The organism is Ensifer sp. GW823-FHT05D09 (genome assembly GCF_058795755.1).
The window spans coordinates 23,083-47,583 of sequence record NZ_JBXAIA010000006.1; the positions used below are offsets into that span (position 1 = coordinate 23,083).

Below are 24,501 nucleotides of genomic sequence, written 5' to 3' on the forward strand. Positions count from 1 at the left end.
GGATCGTGACATGACCCTATCTCGTATCACCTTCGCTATGGCAGCGGCTCTCGCCGGGTTCAGCCCGTTACCGGCCGTAGCAGCAGACCCTGTCATCGTCGGTGTCGACAATTTCGTCCGGGCCGAGAGCGACATGTACATCAGCTCGATGGTCAAGGACGCGGGCCTGGGCAAGTTCCTGCATCGCCGCGAGCCGGCTTCGATCGACAATCAGACCGTCATTCGCCTCAATCGCGACACGCTTTATTCCTCGGCGGTCTTCGACCTCGATGCCGGGCCGGTCACGATAACGATGCCCGATGCCGGAAAGCGGTTCATGTCGATGCAAGTGGTCAACGAGGACCACTACGTGCCGCAGGTGACCTATGATGCCGGCGAGCACACGCTGACAAGGGAGGGTGTCGGGACGCGCTATGTCGTTGTCGGCGTCCGCACACTGGTGGATCCAGCCGATCCCAAGGACGTCGAGGACGTCCATGCTTTGCAGGACGCGATCAAGGTCAGTCAGAAGAGCATTGGCACATTCGAGATCCCCGCCTGGGACCCGGCGAGCCAGAAGACGGTGCGCGAAGCCCTGCTCGTGCTCGGCTCGACCATGCCGGACTTCAAGAAGGCCTTCGGCACCAAGGACGAAGTCGACCCCGTCCGCCACCTGATCGGCACAGCTACCGGATGGGGCGGCAATCCGGACAAGGATGCTGTCTATCTCAACATCACACCGGCCAAAAATGATGGTGCAACGGTCTACAAGCTCGATGTGAAGGATGTTCCGGTCGATGCCTTCTGGTCGGTGAGCGTCTACGATGCGGCGGGCTATTACGAGAAGAACCCGTACGACGCCTACGCACTCAACGACATCACCGCGAAGAAAGGCGCTGATGGCACGATCGCCATCCAGTTCGGTGGCTGTGACGGCAAGATAGAAAATTGCCTGCCGACCACGAAGGGCTGGAATTACACCGTGCGCCTCTATCGTCCAAGGCAGGAAATACTAGATGGAAAGTGGCAGTTTCCGGAGCCGAGTCCCGTCAACTAGCCGGGAGCAATGGCTGACCAGGCATCGGGTTGAGGTGCGGCGGGCATAACGAGCGCGAGCTATCATCGGCGCTTGCCTGGCCGCACGGCATTCCAACGCGCAAGACGTTTCCGGCAGAAACGCGAGACGGCCTTCCGCCAGGAGAGACGGAAGAAAAGAGATGGAGAGCGCTTCCGCAAGCCGGTTTAGACCGGAAACGCTCCAGGTCGTGCAATGATGAGGGAAATCAGGCGGGGGTACGCTTGCGCGCCGGCTGGCGCTTCGGCGCCGGGACCACAGGTTCGGCGTCAGCCTCCTGCAGGAGCCGTTGAGCCTTGAGCTTTTCGGTCTTCTTCTCGCGCGCCAGCTTTTCAGCAGCAACGATACCGCGAGCCGTATGGTCGGTCGCCGCAGCCTTGTCGGCTGCCGACAAGCGCTCGGGCTTGAAAAGATCTTTCTTCGTCGACGTCATGCGTACCTCCTCGCTCGGGCGTGGACCGATGCCGAAATCGGCATCGGTGCCTCAGATTTAGCGGGTGCGGACGGCCTTCTTCGGCGCCGGCAGCAGGCCTTCGCGCTGCAGCTTCTTGCGCGCAAGCTTGCGCTGGCGACGAACGGCTTCGGCCTTTTCGCGAACGCGCTTTTCCGACGGCTTTTCGTAGGCGCTGCGCGCCTTGAATTCGCGGAACAGTCCCTCGCGCTGCATCTTCTTCTTGAGAATGCGAAGTGCCTGGTCGACGTTGTTATCTCTAACGAGTACCTGCAAGGTATATCCTTCCCTTTGGTTCGTGGCCGCACACCGGCGGACCGAAATTGCCTTAAGCTATCTTCCGATCCGGATGCGCGACGGTTTCAGCCAGGGTTCCCCCTTGGCAATGATGCGCGACGGTCCCTCTTCGATGGGAGAGGCCGCCTCAGTGGTCTCGACGTCGCTTGCAACGATGCGACGTTCGAAATTCTCGCCGTCGAAACGGACGCGATATTGGGTCTCGCCGTGGTCGGCGGGCAGAACACCGATGATCCGGCACGTCCTGACGGCGGGTGCCAGCTTGGTGAAATCGGCCCTTACGGTCACCGTGTCGCCAACGGCACAAATTCTGCGGGTCATGATAGTTTCCTTCCCCGGCGGTGCAGGGTCCGGACGCAAAAAGGCCGGGCTTCACCCGACCTCTTCCCGTCAATCAAACGTCCCCAGCCAGTACATCCGTGGTCGGGGGAGGCAGATGACGATTCATTCCGCCCGCAGATTGTCGGCAGAGTTCTTGCCGGTCTTGCGGTCGCGGACGATGTCGTAGGTGACCTTCTGGCCTTCCGCCAGCGAGCCCATGCCTGCACGCTCTACAGCGGAAACATGAACAAACACGTCAGTCGTGCCGTCATCCGGCTGGATGAAGCCAAAACCCTTGGTGCCATTGAACCACTTGACTGTGCCTGAATTCATAACGATCTCCTTTCAATCGTTGATTTCGCTCGACGGGTATTCGCCGGGCCGTGTCGATGTTGAGAGGAAATCTGACTACGCTTTTCAGCGCTTTGACAAAGGTCGCAAGCAATATTCGATTGCACCCATATAATTCTTTTTTCGAGATTTTCAATGTTTCATTTGGAAAACCGCTCGAAATGCAACGGCGCCACCGAAAAACAACGTTGGTTCAAGCGTGTTTCGATTGGAATCCTTTCGGAATTTCCATCCTGTTATTTTTGGACGCGCCAAGAAATATATCTTCGCCTTCGACGATAAACCACGAATGCAGAACTATAGCCCAGTTGAGCGAAGCATAGAGGGCGCCAAAACGGCAAGTGACGGTATCCCGAACCACCCGACCCAGTTTCATCCTGTATTGAAGCAAGTGGGAAAGACGGTTTCGCCGCGGGACCGGCCCTGCAGACAACCTCGCGTCGAGAGCGACACTGGCGGGCTTGATCGCCCGCCAGTGCTATTGTTGGATTGCCGAGATTACTCGGCTGCCTCTGCTTCGGGCATAGGCACATAGTTGAGGATCGGCGACAGCCAGCGCTCGACCTCGCGCACCGGCATGCGCTTGCGCGACGCGTAATCCTCGACCTGATCGCGCTCGACCTTGGCGACACCGAAGTAATAGGCCTCGGGATGGCCGATATAGAGGCCGGAGACGGACGAGCCCGGCCACATGGCAAAACTCTCAGTCAAGGTCACGCCGATGGTCTGTTCGGCATCGAGCAACCGGAACAGGGTTTCCTTTTCCGTGTGGTCGGGCTGGGCCGGATAGCCCGGCGCCGGGCGGATACCCGCATAGGGTTCGCCGACCAGATCCTGCGGTGAGAAGGTCTCGTCGGCGGCATAGCCCCAGAGTTCCTTGCGTACATATTCGTGCATGCGCTCGGCAAAAGCCTCGGCAAAGCGGTCTGCGAGCGCCTTGACCATGATCGACGAATAGTCGTCGTTGGCGCGCTCGAAGCGTTCGGCAATCGCCACTTCCTCGATACCGGCCGTCACGACGAAGCCGCCGAGATAGTCTCTGCTGCCGCTGTCGACAGGTGCGACGAAATCCGACAGCGCCACGTTCGGCCTTCCGTCACGTTTGCTCAGTTGCTGGCGCAGCGTGAAGAAGGTGGCAAGCTCACCATTGCGCGCTTCATCGGCAAACAGCCGGATGTCGTCGCCGATGGTTCCCGCCGGCCAGAAGCCGACGACCGCCTTCGGCGCGAACCACTTCTCCTCGATGATCTTGGCAAGCATCGCCTGCGCGTCGTCGAACAGCTGGCGGGCAGCCTGTCCCTGTTTCTCATCGTCGAGGATCTTGGGGTAGACGCCCTTCAGTTCCCAGGTCTGGAAGAACGGCGTCCAGTCGATGTATCGCGCGAGCTCCTCCAGCTCCCAGCCCTGAAACACCCGTGTTCCGAGGAACGAGGGCGCTTTCGCCTGGTAGCCACTCCAATCCACCTTGTGGGCATTGGCGCGCGCCTGCGACAACGGCAGGCGGCGCTTTTCCGCCTCGTTGCGGGCATGGGCGTCGGCGACCTTGCGGTATTCCGCCTGGACTGTCGCGACATAGGAATCCTTCGCCTCCGGCGACAGCAGGCTGGAGACAACGCCGACCGCGCGGCTCGCATCGGTGACGTAGACCGTCTGGCCGCGATCGTAGCGCGGATTGATCTTGACCGCCGTATGCACCCGGCTCGTCGTCGCGCCGCCGATCAACAGCGGGATGTCGAAGCCCTCGCGCTCGAGTTCCGAGGCGACATGCACCATCTCGTCGAGCGATGGCGTGATCAGGCCGGAAAGACCGATGATATCGACGTTCTGCTCCTTGGCCACCTGCAGGATCTTGGCTGAAGGCACCATGACGCCGAGGTCGATGATCTCGTAGTTGTTGCAAGCGAGCACGACGCCGACGATGTTCTTGCCGATGTCGTGCACATCGCCCTTGACCGTCGCCATCAGGATCTTGCCGGCGCTCTGGCGCTCGCCCTCGCCGCCGGCGGCAAGCCGCTCGGCTTCCATGTGCGGCAGCAGAACGGCGACCGCCTGCTTCATCACACGCGCCGACTTCACCACCTGCGGCAGGAACATCTTGCCGGAACCGAAGAGGTCGCCGACGACATTCATGCCGGCCATCAGCGGGCCTTCGATCACATGCAGCGGCCGCGCGCTCGAAAGCCTGGCTTCTTCGGTGTCGGCCTCGATATATTCGGTGATGCCGTTGACCAGCGCATGTTCAAGCCGCTTTTCCACCGGCCATTCCCGCCAGGAGAGATCCTTCTCCTTGGCCTGGGCGCCGCCCTGGCCGCGATAGCGCTCGGCGATTTCAAGCATGCGCTCTGTCGAATCGGCGCGGCGGTTCAAGACCACGTCCTCGCAGGCCTCGCGCAGCTCCGCATCGATCGCGTCATAGACGGCGAGCTGACCGGCATTGACGATGCCCATATCCATGCCGACCTGGATCGCATGGTAGAGGAACACCGCGTGCATCGCCTCGCGCACCGGCTCGTTGCCGCGGAAGGAGAATGACAGGTTGGAGACGCCGCCGGAGATGTGAACGTGCGGCAGTGTCTGGATGATCTCGCGCGTTGCCTCGATAAAGTCGACGCCATAGTTGTTGTGCTCTTCGATCCCCGTAGCCACCGCAAAGATGTTCGGGTCGAAGATGATGTCTTCGGGCGGGAACCCCGCATGTTCCGTCAGCAGCTTGTAGGCGCGGGTGCAGATCTCGACCTTGCGCGCCTTGGTATCGGCCTGCCCGACTTCGTCGAAGGCCATGATGACGACGGCGGCGCCGTAGGCGCGGCAAAGCCTGGCGTGATGCAGAAACGCCTCCTCGCCTTCCTTCATCGAGATCGAATTGACCAGCGGCTTGCCCTGGACGCATTTCAGGCCAGCCTCGATCACCTCCCACTTCGAGGAGTCGATCATGACAGGCACGCGGGCGATATCAGGTTCGGAGGCGATGAGATTGAGGAACTCGATCATCGCCTGCTTCGAATCGATCAGGCCCTCGTCCATGTTGATGTCGATGATCTGCGCGCCGTTGGCGACCTGGTCGCGAGCGACATCGAGCGCTGCCGAATAGTCGCCGGCGGTGATCAGCTTGCGGAACTTGGCCGAGCCGGTGACGTTGGTGCGCTCGCCGACATTGACGAAGGGAATGTCCGAGGTCAGCGTGAAGGGCTCGAGGCCCGAAAGCCGCATCAGCGGCGCGACATCGGGGATCCGGCGCGGCGGATGCTTGGCAACGGCCTCGGCAATCGCCCTGATATGGGTCGGCGTCGAGCCGCAGCAGCCGCCGACGACGTTGAGAAGGCCGTCGCGGGCAAAGGCTTCGACCTGGGCCGCCATCTGCTCCGGCGTCTCGTCATACTGCCCGAACTCGTTCGGCAGACCGGCATTCGGATAGGCGCAGATGAAGGCATCGGCGACACCGGAAAGCTCGTCGATATGCGCGCGCATGGCGTTGGCGCCGAGCGCGCAGTTGAGACCGATGGTGAAGGGCTCGGCATGACGCACCGAATACCAGAACGCCGTCGGTGTCTGGCCGGAGAGTGTGCGGCCGGAAAGATCGGTGATCGTGCCGGAGATCATCACCGGCAGTTCGATGCCCTTCTCGGCAAACACTTCCTTGGTGGCGAAGATCGCCGCCTTGGCGTTGAGCGTGTCGAAGATGGTTTCGATGAGGATGATATCGGCGCCGCCGTCGATCAGGCCACGGATCTGTTCGGCATAGGCGATCCGGAGATCGTCGAAGCTGACCGCCCGATAACCAGGATTGTTGACGTCGGGCGAAATCGACGCGGTCCTGTTCGTCGGGCCAAGCGCGCCGGCAACGAAGCGGCGACGGCCGTCATGCGCTTCGGCACGTTTTGCCGCCCGACGCGCCAGCCGGGCGCCGTCGCGGTTGAGGTCGTAGACCATGTCTTCCATGCCGTAGTCCGCCTGGGCGATGCGGGTCGAGGAGAACGTGTTCGTTTCCAGGATGTCGGCGCCGGCGATGGCGTAGGAATAGTGGATATCCTCGATCGCCTTCGGCTGCGTCAGCGTCAAAAGGTCGTTGTTGCCCTGCTGGTGACAGGCACAGCCGCCGAAGCGATCGCCACGAAAATGATCCTCGACGAAACCCAATTGCTGGATCTCGGTGCCCATGGCGCCGTCCATGATCAGGATGCGCTCGCTGGCCGCCTGCTTCAGCGCCCGCATGACTTCGGAGCCATCCGGCTTGGAGGAAAGGTCGCCGAAAAGGGCGTCGATGGCGGACATGGGAAATCTCCCGTTCTGAAAACGACAAACAATAGCCAAGTCAATCACATAAAGATATCTTTATGTCAACATATGAAAGGACTTAATTTGCCTCGATGAGACTGGCTTCAGCGCCTGCGCGCACCGTTTCAGTCTGCGCACAGGCGCATCAGAAAGACGATTCGGCTTTTCGGATGAAAAGGGAGCACAAACAAAAATGGCCCGCCGCGCGTGCGACGAGCCATGGGCATGCCGTCAGAGCAAAAAACTCAGAGGCGAGCGAGGCAGTCCTCGGTTTCATAGATGGCGCAAAGGATATGATAGAAGCTGCTCGCCGGTGCCGGTTCTTCGACGAAAGAGCCGTCGGCCATTTGCTTGTCGTGCCACAGGCCGGCCACCGGCGTCTCCAGGAAGAAGCCGAGTGCCGCCGCCGCCCGCGCCGCCGAACCGAGATAACGCTCACGCTCCGCCCCGTCGGTCAGCGCCGCGAACCGGACCGAAGCCTTCAGCCATTCCGTCTGCGGCCACAACCGGGCAATCGGGTCGGCGACCGAGAAATCGTCAAGCAGGGTCATGACCGCGACATTGCGGGTGGCGCAAATGCCATGCGCCTCGCCGATCGCAAACAGCCGGCGGGCCTTGACGATGGCCTCGGCATTGCCGCGCCGCTCGGCCCAGCGCAGAAGCAGCCAGGCCCACTCGAACAGATGGCCGGGTTCGACGATACGCCCCTTGTCGCCGGGGAACGGCGCCCAGTCGTGATCGAAGAACTCCCGCAGCGCGCCGGTATGGCCGTCGATGAAGTGATCCATCGCCAGATGGGCGATCTCGTCGGCAAGGTTGAACCAGGCAACCTGATCGAAGCCATCGACCTCTTCGCTGGCAAGGCATGCTTCGAACAGATGCATGTGCGGATTGGAGCAGAGCGGCAACCGTGACGGATCGTCCTCCTCGAAGCCGATCAGCGGATGTTTGCAATGGGCCTCGAGGCCCTGGCGCAGGCGGTTGCTGCGCTCGATCATCTCCGGCTTTCGATGCGGGAAGACTTCAGCCAGGTATGCAAAGGCCAAAAGCGCAAAAGCCTGATTATAGAGATCGAAGGAGGCATCGATCAGCGTACCATCGGCATCCGCAAGCGAGCCGTAAAAGCCTGTCGGCTGCAGATAGACACGATCGAAATAGGCAAGCCCGCCCTCGGCAGCACTCTGCCAGTCGCCGCTCCAGCCGCGCCTGCCGGCCTCGGCGAAACAATAGACCTGGCGCGGCTGCACCCGCGCCCGGCGATTGGCGCGCGTCGGCTCGCCAGTCATGTCGATGGTCTCGACGAAACCGCCGCCCTCAGCATCGACGCCCTTCTGGCGCCAGAGCGGCAGAGCCTTTTCAGCCAGCCATGCCGACAGCGTCGCGGATTGCGAAAAAATATCCTGCGGCAACGGTTCAGCCCTCAAGCTTCAGGTCATCATGGTTCTTGCCGAGCAACTCGGCCAGCGCCTCGACCACCATATTGTGGTCCTCGCGCTGCGGCAGGCCGGATACGGTCACCGCGCCGATGCAGCCGGTACCCTTGACCACGATCGGGAAGCTGCCGCCATGGGCGGCATAGTCGGCATCGGGAAGGGCGAGCTTTGCCTGCAGATTGGTCTGCTGCTTCAACAGCCCGAGGCCGGTCGAATAGCTGCTCTTGAACAGGCGGAAGACGGTGTTACGCTTGCGGCGCACCCAGTTCGGATTGTCAGGCGTTGCACCTTCAAGCGCGGCATAGAACACCTGCATTGAGAACAGCGTGATGTCGATGACGACGCCGAGCTTGCGCTCGGCCGCCATGCGCCGCAGCGTCGAGCCCAGTTGCCATGCGGCTTCCAGATCGAAACTGTCGAATTGCAGTTCACGCTCCTGCTCGCCGATGCGCTTGAGATCCTTGTCGATGTTCATGAAGCCTCCGCTCAATCCTTCCAGAGCCAGGCCGCACCGCGCACGCCGGAGCTATCTCCGTGCAGCGCCTTGCGAACCGGCGTTTCGAAACTGTCGCCAAAGAGATAGTCGACCACCAGCGGCGGCACGTCCTCATAGATCTCGTCGACATTCGACATGCCGCCGCCAAGCACGAAGACGTCGGGGTCGACGATGTTGGTCAGAAGCGCAAGACTGCGCGCCAGCCGGTCGACGAAGCGATCATAGACGCCGGTCGCCACCGGATCGCCGGCCCGCTTCGCCTCGATGATATCGCGGCCGCGCTTTTCGACGCCCGTCGTCAGGCGATAGTCGAGCTCGACGCCCGTACCGCAGGCATACATGTCGAGACAGCCGTGCTTGCCGCACCAGCATTTGTGGCCGGGGTATTCGTCCTTCGTCATCCAGGGCAGCGGATAGTGCCCGATTTCAGCGGCGACACCCTGGTAGCCGGCATGCACCTTCTTGCCGATCGCAAGCCCGCCGCCATGGCCGGTGCCGACGATCACGCCGAACACGGTCTGCGCATCCTTGCCGGCACCGTCGACCGCCTCCGACACCGCCAGGCAATTGGCGTCGTTGGCAAGGCGCACCCTGCGGCCGAGCGCCTGCTCGAGGTCGCGCCCGAGCGGCTTGCCGTTGATCAGCACGGCGTTGGAGTTGCGCACGATACCGGTGCGCGGATTGGGACTACCGGGAATGCCGATGCCGATGGAGCCCTCTTCGCCGGCCGTCTGTTCTGCGGCGGCAACGAGGTCGAGAACGGCGCGGATGCAATCGTCATAACCGCTGGTCGGGGTGGCGACGCGATGGCGGGCGCGCGTTTCGCCATCGCGATCGAGCGCGATGACTTCCATTTTCGTGCCGCCCCAATCAATTCCGATGAACATGCTGGATCAGGTCTCTGGGTGAAGGTCGAATGAAGGAGCGCAAGCCTCCTCAAGCCGGCGCTAATGACTGCTTAGCATTCGAAAGACTGAAAACGCCAGCCCCCGATTTCGGCACGCCTCGGTAGGGGATGGCGCCGTGTCCGGCCGGCAACATCCGCCCCCTCCTCATTGATCGCTACGCAGTGCCACGCCCTATTTTGCGAGCCCACCCCGCAAAAACACTTGGCGAACAGGCCTTGCTTTTGTATGGGTGCTATCCAAGTGGTCCCGTAGCTCAGCAGGATAGAGCACCAGATTCCTAATCTGGGGGTCACGCGTTCGAATCGCGTCGGGATCACCATCTTCCTCGTCACCAAATCAACGCGGAGCGCTCCGGCCCTCCGGGTGGGACGCGACCTCCCGGCAACGATGCAAGCGATCATGGTTCAGCTCCTCGTCACCTATATGGAAATGAACGTAAGGCCCGCCGGCGAGCCGCTGCCCTCGCCCGTCGAAAACGCGGTGTTGGCGCTTGAAAGACTGGAGGCAGAGCAATTTCTTTCGCTCTATCGCGCCGTCGGCGAACCGTTACGTTGGGATCAGCGGCTGTGCATGCCTGCAGCGGATCTCGACGCCTTTTTGCACAGCCCATCGACCGCGATTTATGTCCTGCGGATCGAGGGCCAGCCGGTTGGGCTTTGCGAGTTCCATCGCGTCGACACAGCCGATATCGAACTCACCCATTTCGGCCTGATCCCGGAGATGCAGGGCAGAAGGCTTGGGCCATATCTCCTGAACGGCGCGCTGCGTGCTATCTGGGATCGGGCGCCTGATCGCGTCTGGCTGCACACGGACGAGTGGGATCACGCCAAGGCGCAGGAGACCTATCGCCGCGCCGGCTTCTCGGTTTTCGACAGGAAGCACGAAGAGGTCAGCGAGTAGAAACTGCATGAATCCCGTTCACGTTGCCGTGAGCTGCGACCGCGATCACGGCACAAAACGCGCGTTCATCCATTTCCCCAATGAAAGGAAATGGTGAAGCCAATGAAAAAGCTGGCAATTGTCGCGCTTTCGCTGGCATCGGCCTTCTCCAGCGTAGCCCCGGCACAGGCATTCCCGTCGGTCATACCCATGAAGGCAAGCATCTCGGACGTCGAAACCGTACAATACTACAATCGCCGCTGGTATCGCGGCGGTGATGACTACAGATGGCGTGGCGACCGGCGATATTATCGTCACCGGGACTGGGATGACGATCATGACGACCGCGTCGGTGCCATCATCGGCGGACTTGCCGCCGGCGCCATCATCGGCGGATTGATGAATGCCCAGCCGAGACGGTATTACGGTGGCGGCTCCCATGCGAGCTGGTGCCAAAGTCGCTACCGCTCGTATCGGGCATGGGACAATACCTTCCAGCCCTATTACGGTGCGCGCCGGGTCTGTTACTCGCCCTATCGCTAACATTTGTTTATAAAACCCCGCCGCCTCGATGCGGCGGGCTTCCAATCTCAAGCGATTGTAAGAAAACAATTTTTCCAGATATTGAACATGAGTTCCTCTGCGATCAGCCCCAAACATAGGGCTGCGCTTGATCACCGCGCGCCTGCTCCGGGCAACCCTCACTCCCCTCCTCTTTCCTTACCCTCCACGAGCCGTTTTCCCTTCGCCGCTGCCATTTCGATCCTGGCGTGTGGCAGCGGCTTGACATCTCCGTAAGCCTGATCTTATCATTCCAATATAAAGTAGCGTAATACATAATTATGCAATAACAAAAAAGAGAGGAACATAAGATGAAATCAGCAAGGATTGCACTGCTTCTGGGAACGGCGCTGGTCGCCTCCGCATCATTTGCCTTCGCGCAGGAGAAGGGCGGCGTCATCAACGTCGCCACGGTCGGCGAGCCGCCGACACTCGACCCGATGGCCTCGACGGCCGACCTCGTCGGCATCGTCTCGCAGCACATGTTCGAGACGCTCTACACCTTCGACAAGGATTGGAAGCCGGCCCCGCTTCTGGCCGCGGCCATGCCGGAAATCAGCGCCGACGGCAAAACCTACACCATCAAGCTGCGCTCCGGCGTCAAGTTCCATGACGGCACCGACATGGACGCAACCGACGTCGTCGCCTCGCTCGAGCGCTGGACGAAGACGGCCTCGCGCGGCAAGCAGACGGCAACGACGATCGCCGGCATCGAAGCCGTCGACGCCACCACGGTCAAGATTTCGCTCAACACCCCCTATGCGCCGCTGGTCTCGCTGCTCGCCTTCAACAATTCCGCGGCGATCGTGCTGCCTTCGGAAAAGCAGGCCGAGCCGATGGTCGATTTCGTCGGCACCGGCCCTTACAAGCTCAAGGAGCGCAAGGCCGACCAGTACATCCAGCTCGAGCGTTACGACGGCTATGTCTCGCCCGAAGGCGAAAGCAACGGCTACGGTGGCGCGCGCCACCAGTATGCCGATGAGATCCGCTTCGTACCGGTTCCCGATCCGAACACCCGCGTCGAGGCAGCCGTCTCCGGCCAGTATGACTACGTCGATTCCATTCCGGTCGAATCCTTCGAGCGGGTGAAAGGCTCTTCGGCTTCCGAGCCCGTCATGCTGCAGCCCTTCGGCTGGCCGGTCTTCGTCCTGAACTCAGGCAACGGCATGACCAAGAACCTGGAGCTGCGCAAGGCGATCCGCACCGCGCTCAGCATGGAAGACATGATGGCGGCTGCCTTCGGCAGCACCGACTTCTACGCGCTCGATGCCGCCCTCTATCCGGCGCAATATGTCTGGCGCACCGAAGCAGGCACGGAAGGTGGCTACAATGTCGCCGACCCGGAAAAGGCGGGCGAACTGTTGAAGGCCGCCGGCTACAAGGGCGAGCCGTTGCGCATCCTGACCAGCCGTCAGTACGAATTCCATTACAAGATGGCACAGGTCGCTGCCGAATATCTGAAGCTCGCCGGCTTCACCGTCGACCTGCAGGTGGTGGATTGGGCGACGCTCACCCAGCGCCGCGCCGACCCGACGCTCTGGGATATCTACATCACCCACAGCCCGTTCCTGCCGGAGCCTGCGCTGATCGGCATGATGTCGACCAAGGCACCGGGCAACTGGGACACGCCGGCCCGCGCCAAGGCCGTCGACGCCTTCAACGCAGAATCGGATGCCGGCAAGCGCGTCACGCTCTGGGCCGACGTGCAGAAGGTGATCTACGAGGAAGTGCCGTTCATCAAGATCGGCGATTTCAACGCCCTGTCGGCCAAGACCAAGACGCTTGACGGCGTTTCGCCTGCGCCGTGGCCCTACTTCTGGAACGCTTCGATCAAGAAGTAAGCTTTCATCCACTTGAAGCCTCCGGCGGGCGGTCTCCCTTTGAGGGATTTCTGCCCGCTGGATAGCCCGGAGCTGCTTTGCCAGTGCCCGTGCGGAAGAAGTTCGAGGCATCCATGATACGCTATATCCTCCAGCGCCTGTTCGGCATGATCGTGGTCATGGCGCTTGTCGTCACCATTGTCTTCGTCATCGTGCGCGTGACGCCCGGCGATCCCGCAGCCGTCATGCTCGGACCCGAGGCGACGCAGCAGGACATCACCGAACTGCGCAGCAAGCTTGGTCTCGACCAGTCGCTCGGCCTGCAATATGTCTATTACATCGGGCAGTTGCTGCAGGGCGATCTCGGCCAGTCGATCTTCCTCAACCAGCCGGTCACCTCAGCACTTGCCGAGCGGGCCGAGCCGACATTCTTCCTCACCCTGTTTTCGATCCTGATCGCCAGCGGCATCGCGCTGCCGATCGGCATTTACGCAGCCTACCGGCGCGGCTCCTTCGTCGACCAGGCCGCCACCACGCTGGCCATGCTTGCCGCCAGTATTCCGAGCTTCTGGCTCGGCCTGATCCTTATTCAGTTCCTCGCCGTGCGCCTCGGCTGGTTTCCGGTTTCCGGCTACGGCGGTCCGGGCTCCTCCTTTATGGAGCGCATGTACCATCTGACCCTGCCGGCGATTGCGCTCGGGGTCGTCTCCTCGGCGCTGATCCTGCGCTTCACGCGCGCGTCGATGCTCGACGTGCTCGGCGACGACTTCATCCGCACCGCCCGCGCCAAGGGCTTGGGCGAACGCCGCGTGGTGATGAAACACGCCCTGAAGAATGCCCTCATCCCGATCCTGACGATCGTCGGGCTCACCGCCGCCGTGCTGATCTCCGGCGCCGTCGTCACCGAAACCGTCTTCGGCCTTCCAGGCGTCGGCAACCTCGTCGTCTCGGCCGTGCTCAGGCGCGACTATCCGGTGATCCAGGGCGCGTTGCTGGTGATTGCCGCGCTCTACGTGCTGATCAATTTCGCGATCGACATGCTCTATCTCCTCGTTGATCCAAGGGTTCGCTACTGATGACCGTCGCCGTATCACCCCCCGTCGTCAGCGAGCGCGCCAAGTTCCTGCGCCGCCTCTTGAAGCGCAAGACCGTTGCCTTCGGTCTGTTCATTCTCGTGACCTTCGTGCTGCTTGCGGTGTTCGCGCCGCTGATCGCGCCCTATGCGCCTGGCAAGCTGTCGATCGTCAACCGCCTGTCGCCACCAAGCCTGCAATGGCTGTTCGGCACGGACGAATTCGGCCGCGACGTGTTTTCACGCACGCTCTATGCCGGCCGGCTGTCGTTGCTGGTCGGAGCTGCCGTCGTCACGCTCGCGACCATCGTCGGCGTCGTCATGGGGCTGCTTGCCGGGTATTTCCCGAAGCTCGACGCCCCGATCGCCCGGCTGATCGACGCGATGATGGCCTTTCCCGACATCCTGCTGGCAATCGCGCTCGTCGCCGCCCTTGGGCCTTCGCTAACGACGGTCATCATCGCGCTCAGTGTCGTCTATGCACCAAGGCTGGCGCGCGTGGTGCGCGCCTCCACGCTCGTCATCCGCGAACTGCCCTATGTCGAGGCAGCCCGCGCGCTCGGTATCTCGACACCGCACATCATGACCCGGCATGTGCTGCGCAACCTGCTCTCACCGATCCTGGTGCAGGGCACGTTCCTGTTTGCCCATGCGATGCTCGCCGAAGCCGGGCTCTCTTTCCTCGGCGTCGGCGTCAGCCCTGAAATCCCGACCTGGGGCACGATGATCGCCTCGGGCCGGCAATATATCGGACAGGCCGATTGGGTGACGCTGTTTCCCGGCATCGCCATCGTACTTTCGGTCCTGTCCCTGCAGATGGTTGGCGACGGATTGCGCGACATGCTCGATCCCCGCCTCAGAAAGGACCTGTGATCCATGCCCACCGCAACCCGTAGCACCAGCCCCGTGCTGATCAGCAACGTGAAACCCGTCGCCTTCGGCATGGCGGCATCCTCCGAAACGGTCGATATCCTCATCGGCAGCGACGGCACCATTGCCGCCATCGGCAATGGCCTGACAGCGCCTGAAGGTGCTGAGCGTATCGACGGCAAGGGTGGCTGGATCTCGCCCGGCTGGATCGACCTGCACGCCCATGTCTGGCACGGCGGCACGGATATCTCCGTCCGGCCGCAGCTCTGCGGCATGGAGCGCGGCGTCACCACCATCGTCGACGCCGGCTCGGCCGGCGAAGCCAACTTCCATGGCTTCCGCGAATACATCATCGAGCCGGCGCGCGAGCGCATCAAGGCCTTCCTCAATCTCGGCTCCATCGGCCTCGTCGCCTGCAACCGCGTCAGCGAACTCAGCGACATCCGCTCGATCGACATCGACCGCATCATCGCCTGCTACCAGGAAAACCGCGAGCATATCGTCGGCCTGAAAGTGCGCGCCAGCCATGTGATCACCGGTTCCTGGGGCGTAACCCCTGTCAAGCTCGGCAAGAAGATCGCCAAGATCCTGAAGATCCCGATGATGGTGCATGTCGGCGAACCGCCGGCGCTTTACGACGAAGTTCTGGAAATCCTCGGCCCCGGCGACATCGTCACCCATTGCTTCAACGGCAAGGCCGGATCGAGCATCATCGAGGACGAGGATCTGTTCGAGCTCGCCGAGCGCTGTGCCGGCGAAGGCATCCGGCTCGACATCGGCCATGGCGGCGCATCCTTCTCGTTCCGCGTCGCCGAAGTCGCCATCGCCCGCGGCCTGCTGCCGTTCTCGATTTCGACCGATGTGCACCTGCGCAGCATGAACCAGTCGGTCTGGGACCTCGGCACCACCATGTCGAAGCTGCTCAGCGTCGGCATGCCGTTCGAAAAGGTCGTCGAAGCCGTGACCCAGGCACCTGCCTCGGTCATTCGCCTGCCGATGGACAATCTGCTTGGCGTCGGTGCACGCGCGGAATTCACCCTCTTCGATCTGGTCGATTCCGAGCTGCGCGTCTTCGATTCGCTCGGCACCGAAGCGCATCTCAACCGCCTCTTCGAGCCGCGTTATGCCGTCATGGGCACCAATGTCGTGGCGGCAAACCGATACCAGCCGCCGCATGTGGAGTGCCCCGACCACAGCCACGGCTACAGCTACCGCTGAACCATCACAGAACACAGAAACTGGCAGGATATCGCGTGAACAGTTTGGACCATAAGACCAAGGGCCGTGCGCCGGCTTCGCCCTACCAGAGGCTCGCAGCGCTCGGCATCGACCTGCCGCCGGCACCGCCGCCGATCGCCAATTTCGTCACCCACGTGCTGGAGGGCAACATTCTGTACCTCTCAGGACAGGGCCCGCGCGAGGTCGACGGCCAACTGCACGCCGGCAAGGTCGGCGCCGATGTCGACGTCGAAAGCGCCTATGAGCACGCGCGATTAACGGGCATCAATCTGCTGGCTGTCATGCATGATGCGCTCGGCGATCTCGGTCGCGTCAAGCGCGTCGTCAAGCTGCTCGGCATGGTCAACGCCGTACCGGATTTCGCCGATCACCCGCAGGTGATCAACGGCTGCTCGGACCTGATGATCGACGTCTTCGGCGAAGCGGGACAACATGCCCGCTCGGCCGTCGGCTTCGGTTCGCTTCCCGGCAACATCACCGTCGAGATCGAAGCGATCGTCTCGCTTCACGACTGACGGTCAGAGGAAGGTCGGATCAATGGCTGCGCCAGCCCATCATCTTCTCGATCCGCTCGGCGGAAACCCTGACGTGATCGGCATAGAAGTTGCGATCGTCGAGGATCTTCTGCTCGGGCAGAACGATGGAGATGGTCGCGACGCAGCCGCCCTTGTCGTCGAGAATCGGGGCGGCGACGCAGGCAACCGCATAGTCGGACTCGCCGGCCTGGATCGAGAGCTTGGCGGCAAGCGCCGTCTCTGCCTGGGCCGACAGGGCGGCCGGATCGATATCCGCCCGACCGGTCGGCGACGTGCGGGCGCAGCGGCGGAACAGTTCCAGCCGTTCGTCGGAGGGCAGATGACCGACCAGCAATCGTCCGGATGCCGTCCAGTTGAGCGGCACGCGGGTGCCGACCCTGGATGTCACCTGGAAATGGCCGGGGCCGTCGGCCATGGCGAGCACCTGCATGTAGTCGCCGTCGCGACCGCAGAGCTGGATGGTTTCGGCAACTTCCCGACCGAGGTCGTGCATCTCCCGCGTTGCGACGCCGAGGAAATCGAGCGAGCGCGCATAGGCAAGGCCGTAGTGGTAGAGCCGGTCGCCAAGCCAGACCTGGCCGTCGGTATCGCGGCTGAGCAGGTTCTTTTCGACCATGTCGTCGACGATGACATAGGCGGTCGACAGCGGCGCTCCGACCGCCTTGGCAATCGCGTAGACGCCGCTCGGCGAGCCGGTTTCGTAGAGGAAGTCGAGCACCTGCAGTGCACGGTCCATGCCGCTCACGCGCGAGCGGCGGGTCTTGCCGGCCGGCTCCATGTCCTCGCCGGGCTCGGCGGCAATCGTCGTCTTGTCCAAGGGTCTGCTCCCGTGCAATTCGAAATTCGCAACAGTTGGGCGGTGAGCAACGGCTTTCCGCCTCACTCACCACAACGGCCAGTTCGTCGATCCGAAACAGCCGGCTCATATCTCATTACTATGGTAGAGATTCCGCGAAAACGGAATAGCCTGCCGGTTTCGACTGCCAGAAAATCATATGGAGACCACCATGCCTGACCGCGACATCCGCGAAGCTCTCGGACTTCGCCCCGTTATCAACGTATCCGGCACGATGACGGGCCTCGGCGCGTCGATCGTGGTCCCGGAAGCGATCGCCGCGATGACAGGCATACTGCCGCAATTCGTCGAGATCAACGACCTGCAGCGCAAGATCAGCCCGGTGATCGCCCGCCTGACCGGTGCGGAGGCCGGCTTCATCACCGCCTCCTGCTCGGCCGGCATCAGCCTTGCCGTCGCCGGCACCATGACCGGCAGCGATCTTGCCGCGATCGAGCGCCTGCCCGACGCAACGGGACTGAAGAACGAAGTCATCATCCAGATGGGCCATGTCGTCAGCTATGGCGCACCCGTCGACCAGGCAATTCGTATTGCCGGCGGCAAGCCGGTGCTGGTCGGCCAGGCGACGTCGGCCTACCGCTATCACATCGAAGGCGCCATCAATGAGCGCACGGCGGCCGCCGTCTATGTCATCTCCCACCACGTGGTGCAGTATGGCCTCGTGGGCCTGAAGGAATTCGCCGAGACCTGCCATGCCAAGGGCGTTCCCGTCATCGTCGATGCCGCGTCCGAATACGACCTGAAGATCTTCCTCGAGCAGGGCGCCGACATCGTTCTCTATTCCGGCCACAAGTTCCTGGGCGGTCCGACCTCGGGCATCGTCGCCGGCGAAAAGACGCTGGTGCGTAACGCCTTCCTGCAGAACCTTGGCATCGGCCGTGGCATGAAGGTCGGCAAGGAAAGCATGCTCGGCGTCATGGCGGCCCTTATCGCCTGGGAAAGCCGCGACCACCAGGGAATCCGCGACCGCGAGGCCGGCTATCTGAACCTGTGGCGCGACACGCTCGAAAGCCGTCCCGGCATCAAGCCGGTGATCGAGGCCGATCCGACCGGCAATCCGCTCGACCGCCTGCGCGTCACTATCGATCCGCAGGAAGCCCATATCACCGCCTGGGATCTCGCCGATGCGCTGGCGCGCGGCACGCCGCCGATCATCGTGCGCGACCACGAGGTCGAGCACAATTACTTCTACCTCGACCCCTGCAACCTGCACCCCGGCCAGGAAACCGTCGTGGCAAACCGCCTTGCCGAGGAACTGACGAAGGCGCGCAGCTCCAACGAGATCATCGCCACGCCGCTCCACGAGCGCAACACCCGCCGCTTTGCCGGCCTGTTGCGCTGGCCCGACTGAGACTGACCCTTAGCCCCCGTGCCGAACGACAAGGAATGGACGACATGACCCGCACCGACGCTGCCACCAATCCGTCGAAAGACCCCGTGCTTTCGGTCGAGAACCTGACGACCTCGTTTCTGGTCGACGGCGCCTGGAAGCCGGTGGTGCGGGACATTTCCTTCTCGGTCATGCCGGGGGAGACGGTGGCGATCGTCGGCGAATCCGGTTCGGGCAAGAGCGTGACCTCTCTGTCGATCATGCGCCTCCTGCAAAAGGACATGAGCCGCACCGAGGGCCGGGTCATGCTCGGCGGCCGCAATGTTCTCAACCTGCCGGAAAGCGACATGCGCCGCGTGCGCGGCAACGACGTGGCAATGATCTTCCAGGAACCGATGACCAGCCTCAATCCGCTGTTCACCATCGGCGACCAGATTTCCGAGGCACTGCTTTGCCACCGGCCGATGAGCAAGGCGGAGGCGAAGGCCGAAACCATTCGCCTGCTCGACAAGGTCCGCATCCCCTCGGCGGCATCCCGTTTCGACGAATACCCGCATCGCTTCTCGGGCGGCATGCGCCAGCGCGTAATGATCGCCATGGCGCTTGCCAGCCGCCCGAAGCTGCTGATCGCCGACGAGCCGACGACGGCGCTCGACGTGACGATCCAGGGGCAGATCCTCGACCTGATCAAGGTGCTGCAGGAGGAAGAAGGAACCTCCGTCCTGTTCATCACCCACGACATGGGCGTGGTCGCGGAGATCGCCGACCGCACCGTGGTGATGTTCCGCGGCGAGGCGGTCGAAACCGGCCAGACGGAAGACATCTTCCTGCGGGCAAAACATCCCTATACCCGCGCGCTGCTCTCGGCCGTGCCGATGCTCGGCTCGATGAAGGGCAAGCCGCAACCGCTGCGTTTTCCCATCATCGACAGCACCACCGGCCTGCCGGATACGCCGGTCGAAGGCGCAAGCACGGTCGCCGAGACCCGTCCGATCCTCGAGGTCAAGAACCTCGTCAAGCGCTTCGACATCCACGCCGGCCTGCTCGGCAGGTTGCAGGGACGCGTGCACGCCATCGAAAACGTCTCCTTCAGCCTGCAGCCCGGCGAGACCTTGTCGCTGGTCGGCGAATCCGGGTGCGGCAAGTCAACCACCGGCCGCGCCATCATGCGTCTGATCGAGCCGCAGAGCGGATCGGTCGTTCTGAATGGCCAGGATGTGCTCGCCATGGACCGCAAGGCGCTGCGCGAAATGCGCCGCACCATGCAGATGATCTTCCAGGATCCCTTCGCCAGCCTCAATCCGCGCATGACCGTAGGCGCTGCGATTGCCGAGCCCTATCTTGAACACAAGCTCGGCACGCCGAACCAGGCCCGCGAAAAGGTCGCCGACCTCTTGGAGCGCGTCGGCCTGCAGGCCGACATGGCGGCGCGTTATCCGCACGAATTCTCCGGCGGCCAGCGCCAGCGCGTCTGCATTGCCCGGGCTCTGGCACTCGATCCGAAGGTCATCGTCGCCGACGAGTCTGTTTCGGCGCTCGACGTCTCGATCAAGGCGCAGGTCATCAACCTGCTGCTCGAACTGCAGGCGAGCCTCGGCCTTGCCTATCTGTTCATCTCGCACGACATGGCGGTGGTCGAGCGCGTCAGCCACCGCGTAGCGGTGATGTATCTCGGCGAGATCGTCGAGATCGGCCCGCGCGCCGACATTTTCGAAAACCCGCAGCATCCCTACACCCGTAAGCTGATGGCCGCCGTTCCGATCGCCGACCCGACCCGGCGGCACACAAGGCGCAATGTCGCAAGCGACGAGATCAAGAGCCCGATGCGGGCACCGGATTATGTCGTCTCCGCCCGGGAATACCGCCAGATTTCGGCCGAACACTTCGTGCAGGTGTAGCAGCTGTCTCCGGAAAGACATCGGATCGGCGACCGATCCAATGTCTCACTTGATCGAGGACACCTGGTTGCCAACTTTCAAGTCGAGCCGCCCACCTTGAGACAGGACACAAAGGCCGCGAGGAGGCAGGACCTGCTCGCTTCCCACCGGCGCGCAACCACGATCCGCGGCAGTCCGGATGGCGTGGTAGAAATCCAATTGCTGCCCGAGATAACGCGAACCCTGGCGCGAGAAATGTGCAGCGTCCTTGTAGAGGCCCCTGCCACCCTCGGAGGCGCGACAGTAGCGACTGTCACAAAGATAGCTGGCCAGGTCGACAACCGGATAATCCCGGGAAATGGCTTCGAGCAGTTGCCGTGCGTGCCGGTCGTACTCCGCGACACGTTCAGCCGGCAGGTCGCATTGTTCGAGCGCAGCCCCGATCAGACGGGAACGGGCAACGCAAATGCCCGGATCGCGCCCATCCTGTGGAGGCGGGCTGAAAACCACCGGCTGGAGCCCGAGGCCTCGAAGCCAATCCATCGTCTTCCTGAAGTCATCGAGCACGACGTCGTCGTGCGATGCCACGACACCCTTCCCGCGCACCAGGATGGTTCCGTCGACGAAATACTGTGTGGGACGAAAGGCGACGGCAACATAACGCAGCGACGGCGTCGTCGAAATGAACTGGCGAACCTCCTCGTTCCGATCGAGGCAGGATTGCGGCCAGGCGGCCGAGCGCCAGGACGGCATCGGAGCGATGTTGAGGAACGGTCCGCAATCATTCTTGTTCAGCTGGACCAGCTTGACCGACGGGTTCGAGGAGATGATGCCATCGACCAGGTGCATCGCGAGAGAATCGCCCCAGACCGCAACCTCGGGCGTTTCGCTTGTTTGGCATTCGGCGAGAATGGAACCGTTGCAGCGCTCGGCCAGGCCGGAGCTCAGCTCCGTCATCAGGTCGAGATCGTGCGCGCGCTGTGGCAGACCGTTCGTGTGATCGAACGTCGCGCCGACCGCCATCACCACGACACCGACGGCAGCCGTCGACTTGAAGATCGCCTCCCCGCTGACACGCCGCCGATTGCGAAAGGGCGTTTCGACATAGCGATAGCTGATGTAAGCCAGACCAAACGTCAGCGCGATCAGCAGCAGGTACGTGATCGGCGACAGTTCCTGCATCGAGCGCAGGCGCGCAAACGCGAACACCGGCTGATGCCAGAGATAGAGGCTGTAGCTCCCGAGGCCGATCACGACCAGCGGGCGAAAGCTCAAAATTCGCCCCGTCCAGTTGGTGCCGTCGGAAAATGCCAGCACCAGAACCGTTCCGACAACGACCGGCACCGTCGACCATCCCGGATATTGAGACGAGCCGGACACGAACAGGTAGGACGCAAGGATCGTCAACAGGCCCGCGGCAGCCAGGCCACTGCCGTATCTGGCGCCGATGCGGGCCATATCAGGTGCGGCAATTGCCAGAAGACAACCGGCCCCGAGTTCCCAGAACCGGCTCGGGAGCAGGTAAAAATTGGCAACCGGATCGAACAGCGGGAGAACCTGCGTCGTCGCGAAACTGACGGCGGAGAAGGACGCGACGACGACGAGAACCGTCCGCCTGGACCGGGTCCTCAGGCCCCAGAGGAGCAGCGGGAACAGCAGATAGAATTGCTCTTCCACCGCCAGCGACCAGGTGTGCAGCAGCGGCTTGAGCTCGTTGCTGGCGGCAAAATAGCCCGCTTCGTCCCAGAACAGGAAATTCGAGGCAAACAGGTTGACGAAATAGAGGCTCTTTCCGAACGCATTGGCTTCTTCCGGCAACATCCAGAACCAGGCGAAAGGGATGCAGGCCAGGCAGACGAGCAGCAGCGCCGGCGCAATGCGCCGTGCGCGTCGTTCGTAGAACGAAATCAGACTGAAGCGGCCGTCGGCGATCTCGTCGTAGATTAGCGACGTAATCAGAAAGCCGCTGATCACGAAGAACACATCGACGCCGGCGAAGCCCCCTTCGAAAAAGCCGAAGCCGGCGTGGAAAAACAGCACCGGAACGACGGCAACTGCGCGCAAGCCGTCTATATCTGCACGATATCGCATTCAACGCCCTAACCGCTGGGATTTCAGGCGGCAATACCAAGCCGGAGATCAGAAAGCCAGCGGACTTCCGCCATCGGTGCGCTTCGACAGCCACACGACGATGGTGGAACTGTCCGGTGCGTGGGGTGAAGATCACTTGTCCGGCGTGCAGACACGCAGGCGATGGCCGTCCGGATCGAGCGCGACGAATGTGCGGCCGAAGACGGCGGTCGCCAACTCCTGCTCGATCGGCACGCCGGCCTTGCGCCATTCCGCGTGGAGCCGCTCAACCTCGGCATCGTCCTTGACCATGAAGGCAACCTCCATGCGATGGCCGGTGCCGGAGGATACGAAGTTGGCAGCATGGGTTGACCACAGACTGAAGGTCAGGCCGTTTTCCAACGCGTAGGCGACGTAGTTCGGAAAGGCCGCAACCGGCTCGCGGCCCAACAGCCGCGTGTAGAAAGCGGCGCTCTCTTGAGGATCTTCCACGTAAAGCAGGATGAGGTTCGGGCTCAGCATCGTCGATCATCTCCATTGTCAGATGATCGCTGGCTAGCGGACGCCACTGTCAGTTTCTGTCAGCATAGAAACGGGCCGGGCGCGAAAAAGCCGCCGTCCGATCAGGGAGCCGGCGGCCTTGTCAAACCATTCCAGCCGTTTGGTACAAGAGGCTGCGTCAGAAGACGGCCAGGTACTTCAACAGCGAAATGATGCCGATGATGAGCACGATCGCCTGGACGATCTGCTTGGCGCGGCCGTCGATCGGCAGGCGCTGGACCAGATAAAGCACGAGCACGATAACCAGGAACGTGATCAAAATGCTGATGAGAAGCCCCATAGACAAACTCCCTTTGTAAGGCGACGCGAAGTCGTCAGAGTTGTAACTATGAGGCGAGCCGAAAAGTTCCAGTATCGGCAAACACTTATTTAGATCGAGGCCCCGTTCGACGGGCTTGGCGGCCGCAAGATATGACGTTGGCTGGCGCTGAAACCAGAGCCCGGTCGGCGGCGACAGCAGTCGCCGTCAGGCGCTGATTATCCCGTGCAGCCCTCTGCGACGAGGCACGAGATCTCAGCTCGCCACCTTGCAGACGGTCCCGGCGTCGTTGTCGCCCTTCGTCGCATCGTAGAATGTCACCTCATCGCCCTTCGTCCACCATATGTACTGGCCGCCGACATACTTTGCACCCGATGCGGCAATCACGTTGGAAGCGACGGTGAAGTTGCCGTCGATGGTAAACGTGACCAGCGAGACCGGGCCGGCATTGATGTATTCGGCGTCAACCGTCTGGCCACCGCAGTCATACCGCACCTGCTGGCGGTCGACCGTTTCGGCACCCGGCACGGAAATCGCGATATCGACGCTGCTGGAACCGCCTGCCGCCATAGATGCGAGCGTGAGCGCCGGGGTGCCGGCGGATCGGCTGAGCATCAGCTTCGAGCCTTCGACTGTCCAGGTGAGCTCGGTGCGCAGCGCATCCAGGAACTTGCGTTCCTGGTCCATCACCGCCGGCACACACATCTTGCGGGTCGAGGCGGACGGTCCGAAGGTGATCTTCGCGCCGGAAAGGCTGAAGGTTCCGGTAAAGTGGTTGCAACCCGCCATGCCGCCATAGGTGCCGTCGTCGCGGATCTCCAAGGTCGACTGAAGATTGTCGATGACCCCGCGGCCGGCGATATCTTCGGCAAGCCAGGTGCCGACCAGCGCCTGCGGCACGTTTTCGGCAGCAACCGTCTGCATCGAGGCCATTTCGATCAGCACGCAGGCGCAGGAAAGGGCTGTAGCGACTTTCAGCATCGGG

Annotated in this window: 23 protein-coding genes and 1 tRNA gene; 11 read left to right on the forward strand and 13 right to left on the reverse strand. The window is 62.2% G+C overall.

What is annotated here, in order from left to right:
* Nucleotides 1–10: 10 nt before the first annotated feature.
* The gene (locus AC1Q80_RS17865) at nucleotides 11–1,036 is read left to right on the forward strand and encodes a DUF1254 domain-containing protein (protein WP_209790574.1); all 1,026 of its coding nucleotides are present in this window, start codon (nucleotides 11–13) and stop codon (nucleotides 1,034–1,036) included.
* A gap of 226 nt (nucleotides 1,037–1,262) precedes the next feature.
* On the opposite strand, the gene AC1Q80_RS17870 is transcribed toward AC1Q80_RS17865, so the two are convergent.
* The 8 genes from AC1Q80_RS17870 to AC1Q80_RS17905 all read right to left on the reverse strand — a co-directional run bounded on the left by AC1Q80_RS17870 (nucleotide 1,263) and on the right by AC1Q80_RS17905 (nucleotide 9,565).
* Entirely contained in the window at nucleotides 1,263–1,487 is a 225-nt protein-coding gene (locus AC1Q80_RS17870; RefSeq protein ID WP_173418189.1) for a hypothetical protein, read from the reverse strand.
* A 57-nt stretch (nucleotides 1,488–1,544) separates the two neighbouring features.
* The gene (rpsU, locus tag AC1Q80_RS17875) at nucleotides 1,545–1,781 is read right to left on the reverse strand and encodes a 30S ribosomal protein S21 (protein WP_025424996.1); all 237 of its coding nucleotides are present in this window, start codon (nucleotides 1,779–1,781) and stop codon (nucleotides 1,545–1,547) included.
* Between the two features lie 57 nt (nucleotides 1,782–1,838).
* A complete protein-coding gene (locus AC1Q80_RS17880) occupies nucleotides 1,839–2,123 on the reverse strand; it encodes a hypothetical protein (protein ID WP_025424997.1) in 285 nt (94 codons plus the stop codon).
* A 123-nt stretch (nucleotides 2,124–2,246) separates the two neighbouring features.
* A complete protein-coding gene (locus AC1Q80_RS17885; RefSeq protein ID WP_025424998.1) occupies nucleotides 2,247–2,456 on the reverse strand; it encodes a cold-shock protein in 210 nt (69 codons plus the stop codon).
* 516 nt (nucleotides 2,457–2,972) lie between these two features.
* Nucleotides 2,973–6,746, reverse strand: a complete 3,774-nt coding sequence (metH, locus tag AC1Q80_RS17890) for a methionine synthase (protein ID WP_492361347.1) — start codon at nucleotides 6,744–6,746, stop codon at nucleotides 2,973–2,975.
* Nucleotides 6,747–6,994: 248 nt separating this feature from the next.
* Entirely contained in the window at nucleotides 6,995–8,158 is a 1,164-nt protein-coding gene (locus AC1Q80_RS17895) for an AGE family epimerase/isomerase (RefSeq protein ID WP_492361348.1), read from the reverse strand.
* 4 nt (nucleotides 8,159–8,162) lie between these two features.
* Nucleotides 8,163–8,657, reverse strand: a complete 495-nt coding sequence (locus tag AC1Q80_RS17900) for a heme-degrading domain-containing protein (protein WP_492361349.1) — start codon at nucleotides 8,655–8,657, stop codon at nucleotides 8,163–8,165.
* A gap of 11 nt (nucleotides 8,658–8,668) precedes the next feature.
* The gene (locus tag AC1Q80_RS17905; protein WP_209790571.1) at nucleotides 8,669–9,565 is read right to left on the reverse strand and encodes an ROK family protein; all 897 of its coding nucleotides are present in this window, start codon (nucleotides 9,563–9,565) and stop codon (nucleotides 8,669–8,671) included.
* A gap of 263 nt (nucleotides 9,566–9,828) precedes the next feature.
* On the opposite strand from AC1Q80_RS17905, the gene AC1Q80_RS17910 reads away from it, so the two are divergent.
* The 8 genes from AC1Q80_RS17910 (at nucleotide 9,829) to AC1Q80_RS17945 (ending at nucleotide 16,542) form a co-directional block, all read left to right on the forward strand.
* Nucleotides 9,829–9,905, forward strand: a tRNA-Arg gene (locus AC1Q80_RS17910).
* An 80-nt stretch (nucleotides 9,906–9,985) separates the two neighbouring features.
* Nucleotides 9,986–10,486, forward strand: coding sequence for a GNAT family N-acetyltransferase (locus AC1Q80_RS17915; RefSeq protein WP_492361350.1), 501 nt, complete (start codon nucleotides 9,986–9,988; stop codon nucleotides 10,484–10,486).
* Nucleotides 10,487–10,588: 102 nt separating this feature from the next.
* Nucleotides 10,589–11,008, forward strand: coding sequence for a BA14K family protein (locus AC1Q80_RS17920; RefSeq protein ID WP_173418195.1), 420 nt, complete (start codon nucleotides 10,589–10,591; stop codon nucleotides 11,006–11,008).
* Between the two features lie 329 nt (nucleotides 11,009–11,337).
* Nucleotides 11,338–12,867, forward strand: coding sequence for an ABC transporter substrate-binding protein (locus tag AC1Q80_RS17925; protein ID WP_492361351.1), 1,530 nt, complete (start codon nucleotides 11,338–11,340; stop codon nucleotides 12,865–12,867).
* A 113-nt stretch (nucleotides 12,868–12,980) separates the two neighbouring features.
* Nucleotides 12,981–13,922 (forward strand): ABC transporter permease, encoded by a 942-nt coding sequence (locus AC1Q80_RS17930; RefSeq protein WP_492361352.1) that lies wholly within the window; start codon nucleotides 12,981–12,983, stop codon nucleotides 13,920–13,922.
* Nucleotides 13,922–14,791 carry an ABC transporter permease gene (locus AC1Q80_RS17935; RefSeq protein WP_492361353.1) on the forward strand — a complete coding sequence of 290 codons (870 nt, stop codon included), beginning with the start codon at nucleotides 13,922–13,924 and terminating at the stop codon, nucleotides 14,789–14,791. The genes AC1Q80_RS17930 and AC1Q80_RS17935 overlap by 1 nt, the downstream gene beginning before the upstream one ends.
* Nucleotides 14,792–14,794: 3 nt before the next feature.
* On the forward strand, nucleotides 14,795–16,006 hold the full coding sequence (locus tag AC1Q80_RS17940; protein WP_492361354.1) for an amidohydrolase/deacetylase family metallohydrolase: 1,212 nt from the start codon (nucleotides 14,795–14,797) through the stop codon (nucleotides 16,004–16,006).
* Nucleotides 16,007–16,050: 44 nt separating this feature from the next.
* Nucleotides 16,051–16,542, forward strand: coding sequence for a RidA family protein (locus tag AC1Q80_RS17945; protein ID WP_234902830.1), 492 nt, complete (start codon nucleotides 16,051–16,053; stop codon nucleotides 16,540–16,542).
* Nucleotides 16,543–16,561: 19 nt separating this feature from the next.
* On the opposite strand, the gene AC1Q80_RS17950 is transcribed toward AC1Q80_RS17945, so the two are convergent.
* A complete protein-coding gene (locus AC1Q80_RS17950; protein ID WP_492361503.1) occupies nucleotides 16,562–17,341 on the reverse strand; it encodes an IclR family transcriptional regulator in 780 nt (259 codons plus the stop codon).
* 229 nt (nucleotides 17,342–17,570) lie between these two features.
* On the opposite strand from AC1Q80_RS17950, the gene AC1Q80_RS17955 reads away from it, so the two are divergent.
* Both AC1Q80_RS17955 and AC1Q80_RS17960 read left to right on the forward strand, forming a co-directional pair.
* Nucleotides 17,571–18,770, forward strand: a complete 1,200-nt coding sequence (locus AC1Q80_RS17955; protein WP_492361355.1) for an aminotransferase class V-fold PLP-dependent enzyme — start codon at nucleotides 17,571–17,573, stop codon at nucleotides 18,768–18,770.
* A 44-nt stretch (nucleotides 18,771–18,814) separates the two neighbouring features.
* Nucleotides 18,815–20,647 carry an ABC transporter ATP-binding protein gene (locus AC1Q80_RS17960; RefSeq protein WP_492361356.1) on the forward strand — a complete coding sequence of 611 codons (1,833 nt, stop codon included), beginning with the start codon at nucleotides 18,815–18,817 and terminating at the stop codon, nucleotides 20,645–20,647.
* 45 nt (nucleotides 20,648–20,692) lie between these two features.
* Here the strand turns inward: AC1Q80_RS17960 and AC1Q80_RS17965 are convergent, their stop codons facing one another.
* The 4 genes from AC1Q80_RS17965 to AC1Q80_RS17980 all read right to left on the reverse strand — a co-directional run bounded on the left by AC1Q80_RS17965 (nucleotide 20,693) and on the right by AC1Q80_RS17980 (nucleotide 24,497).
* Nucleotides 20,693–22,717: an acyltransferase family protein gene (locus tag AC1Q80_RS17965; protein ID WP_492361357.1), complete on the reverse strand. Its 2,025-nt coding sequence runs from the start codon at nucleotides 22,715–22,717 to the stop codon at nucleotides 20,693–20,695.
* A gap of 132 nt (nucleotides 22,718–22,849) precedes the next feature.
* Nucleotides 22,850–23,218 (reverse strand): VOC family protein, encoded by a 369-nt coding sequence (locus AC1Q80_RS17970; protein ID WP_492361358.1) that lies wholly within the window; start codon nucleotides 23,216–23,218, stop codon nucleotides 22,850–22,852.
* Between the two features lie 157 nt (nucleotides 23,219–23,375).
* On the reverse strand, nucleotides 23,376–23,537 hold the full coding sequence (locus AC1Q80_RS17975; protein ID WP_112805350.1) for a Thivi_2564 family membrane protein: 162 nt from the start codon (nucleotides 23,535–23,537) through the stop codon (nucleotides 23,376–23,378).
* Nucleotides 23,538–23,771: 234 nt separating this feature from the next.
* A complete protein-coding gene (locus tag AC1Q80_RS17980) occupies nucleotides 23,772–24,497 on the reverse strand; it encodes an META domain-containing protein (protein WP_492361359.1) in 726 nt (241 codons plus the stop codon).
* Nucleotides 24,498–24,501 lie beyond the last annotated feature (4 nt).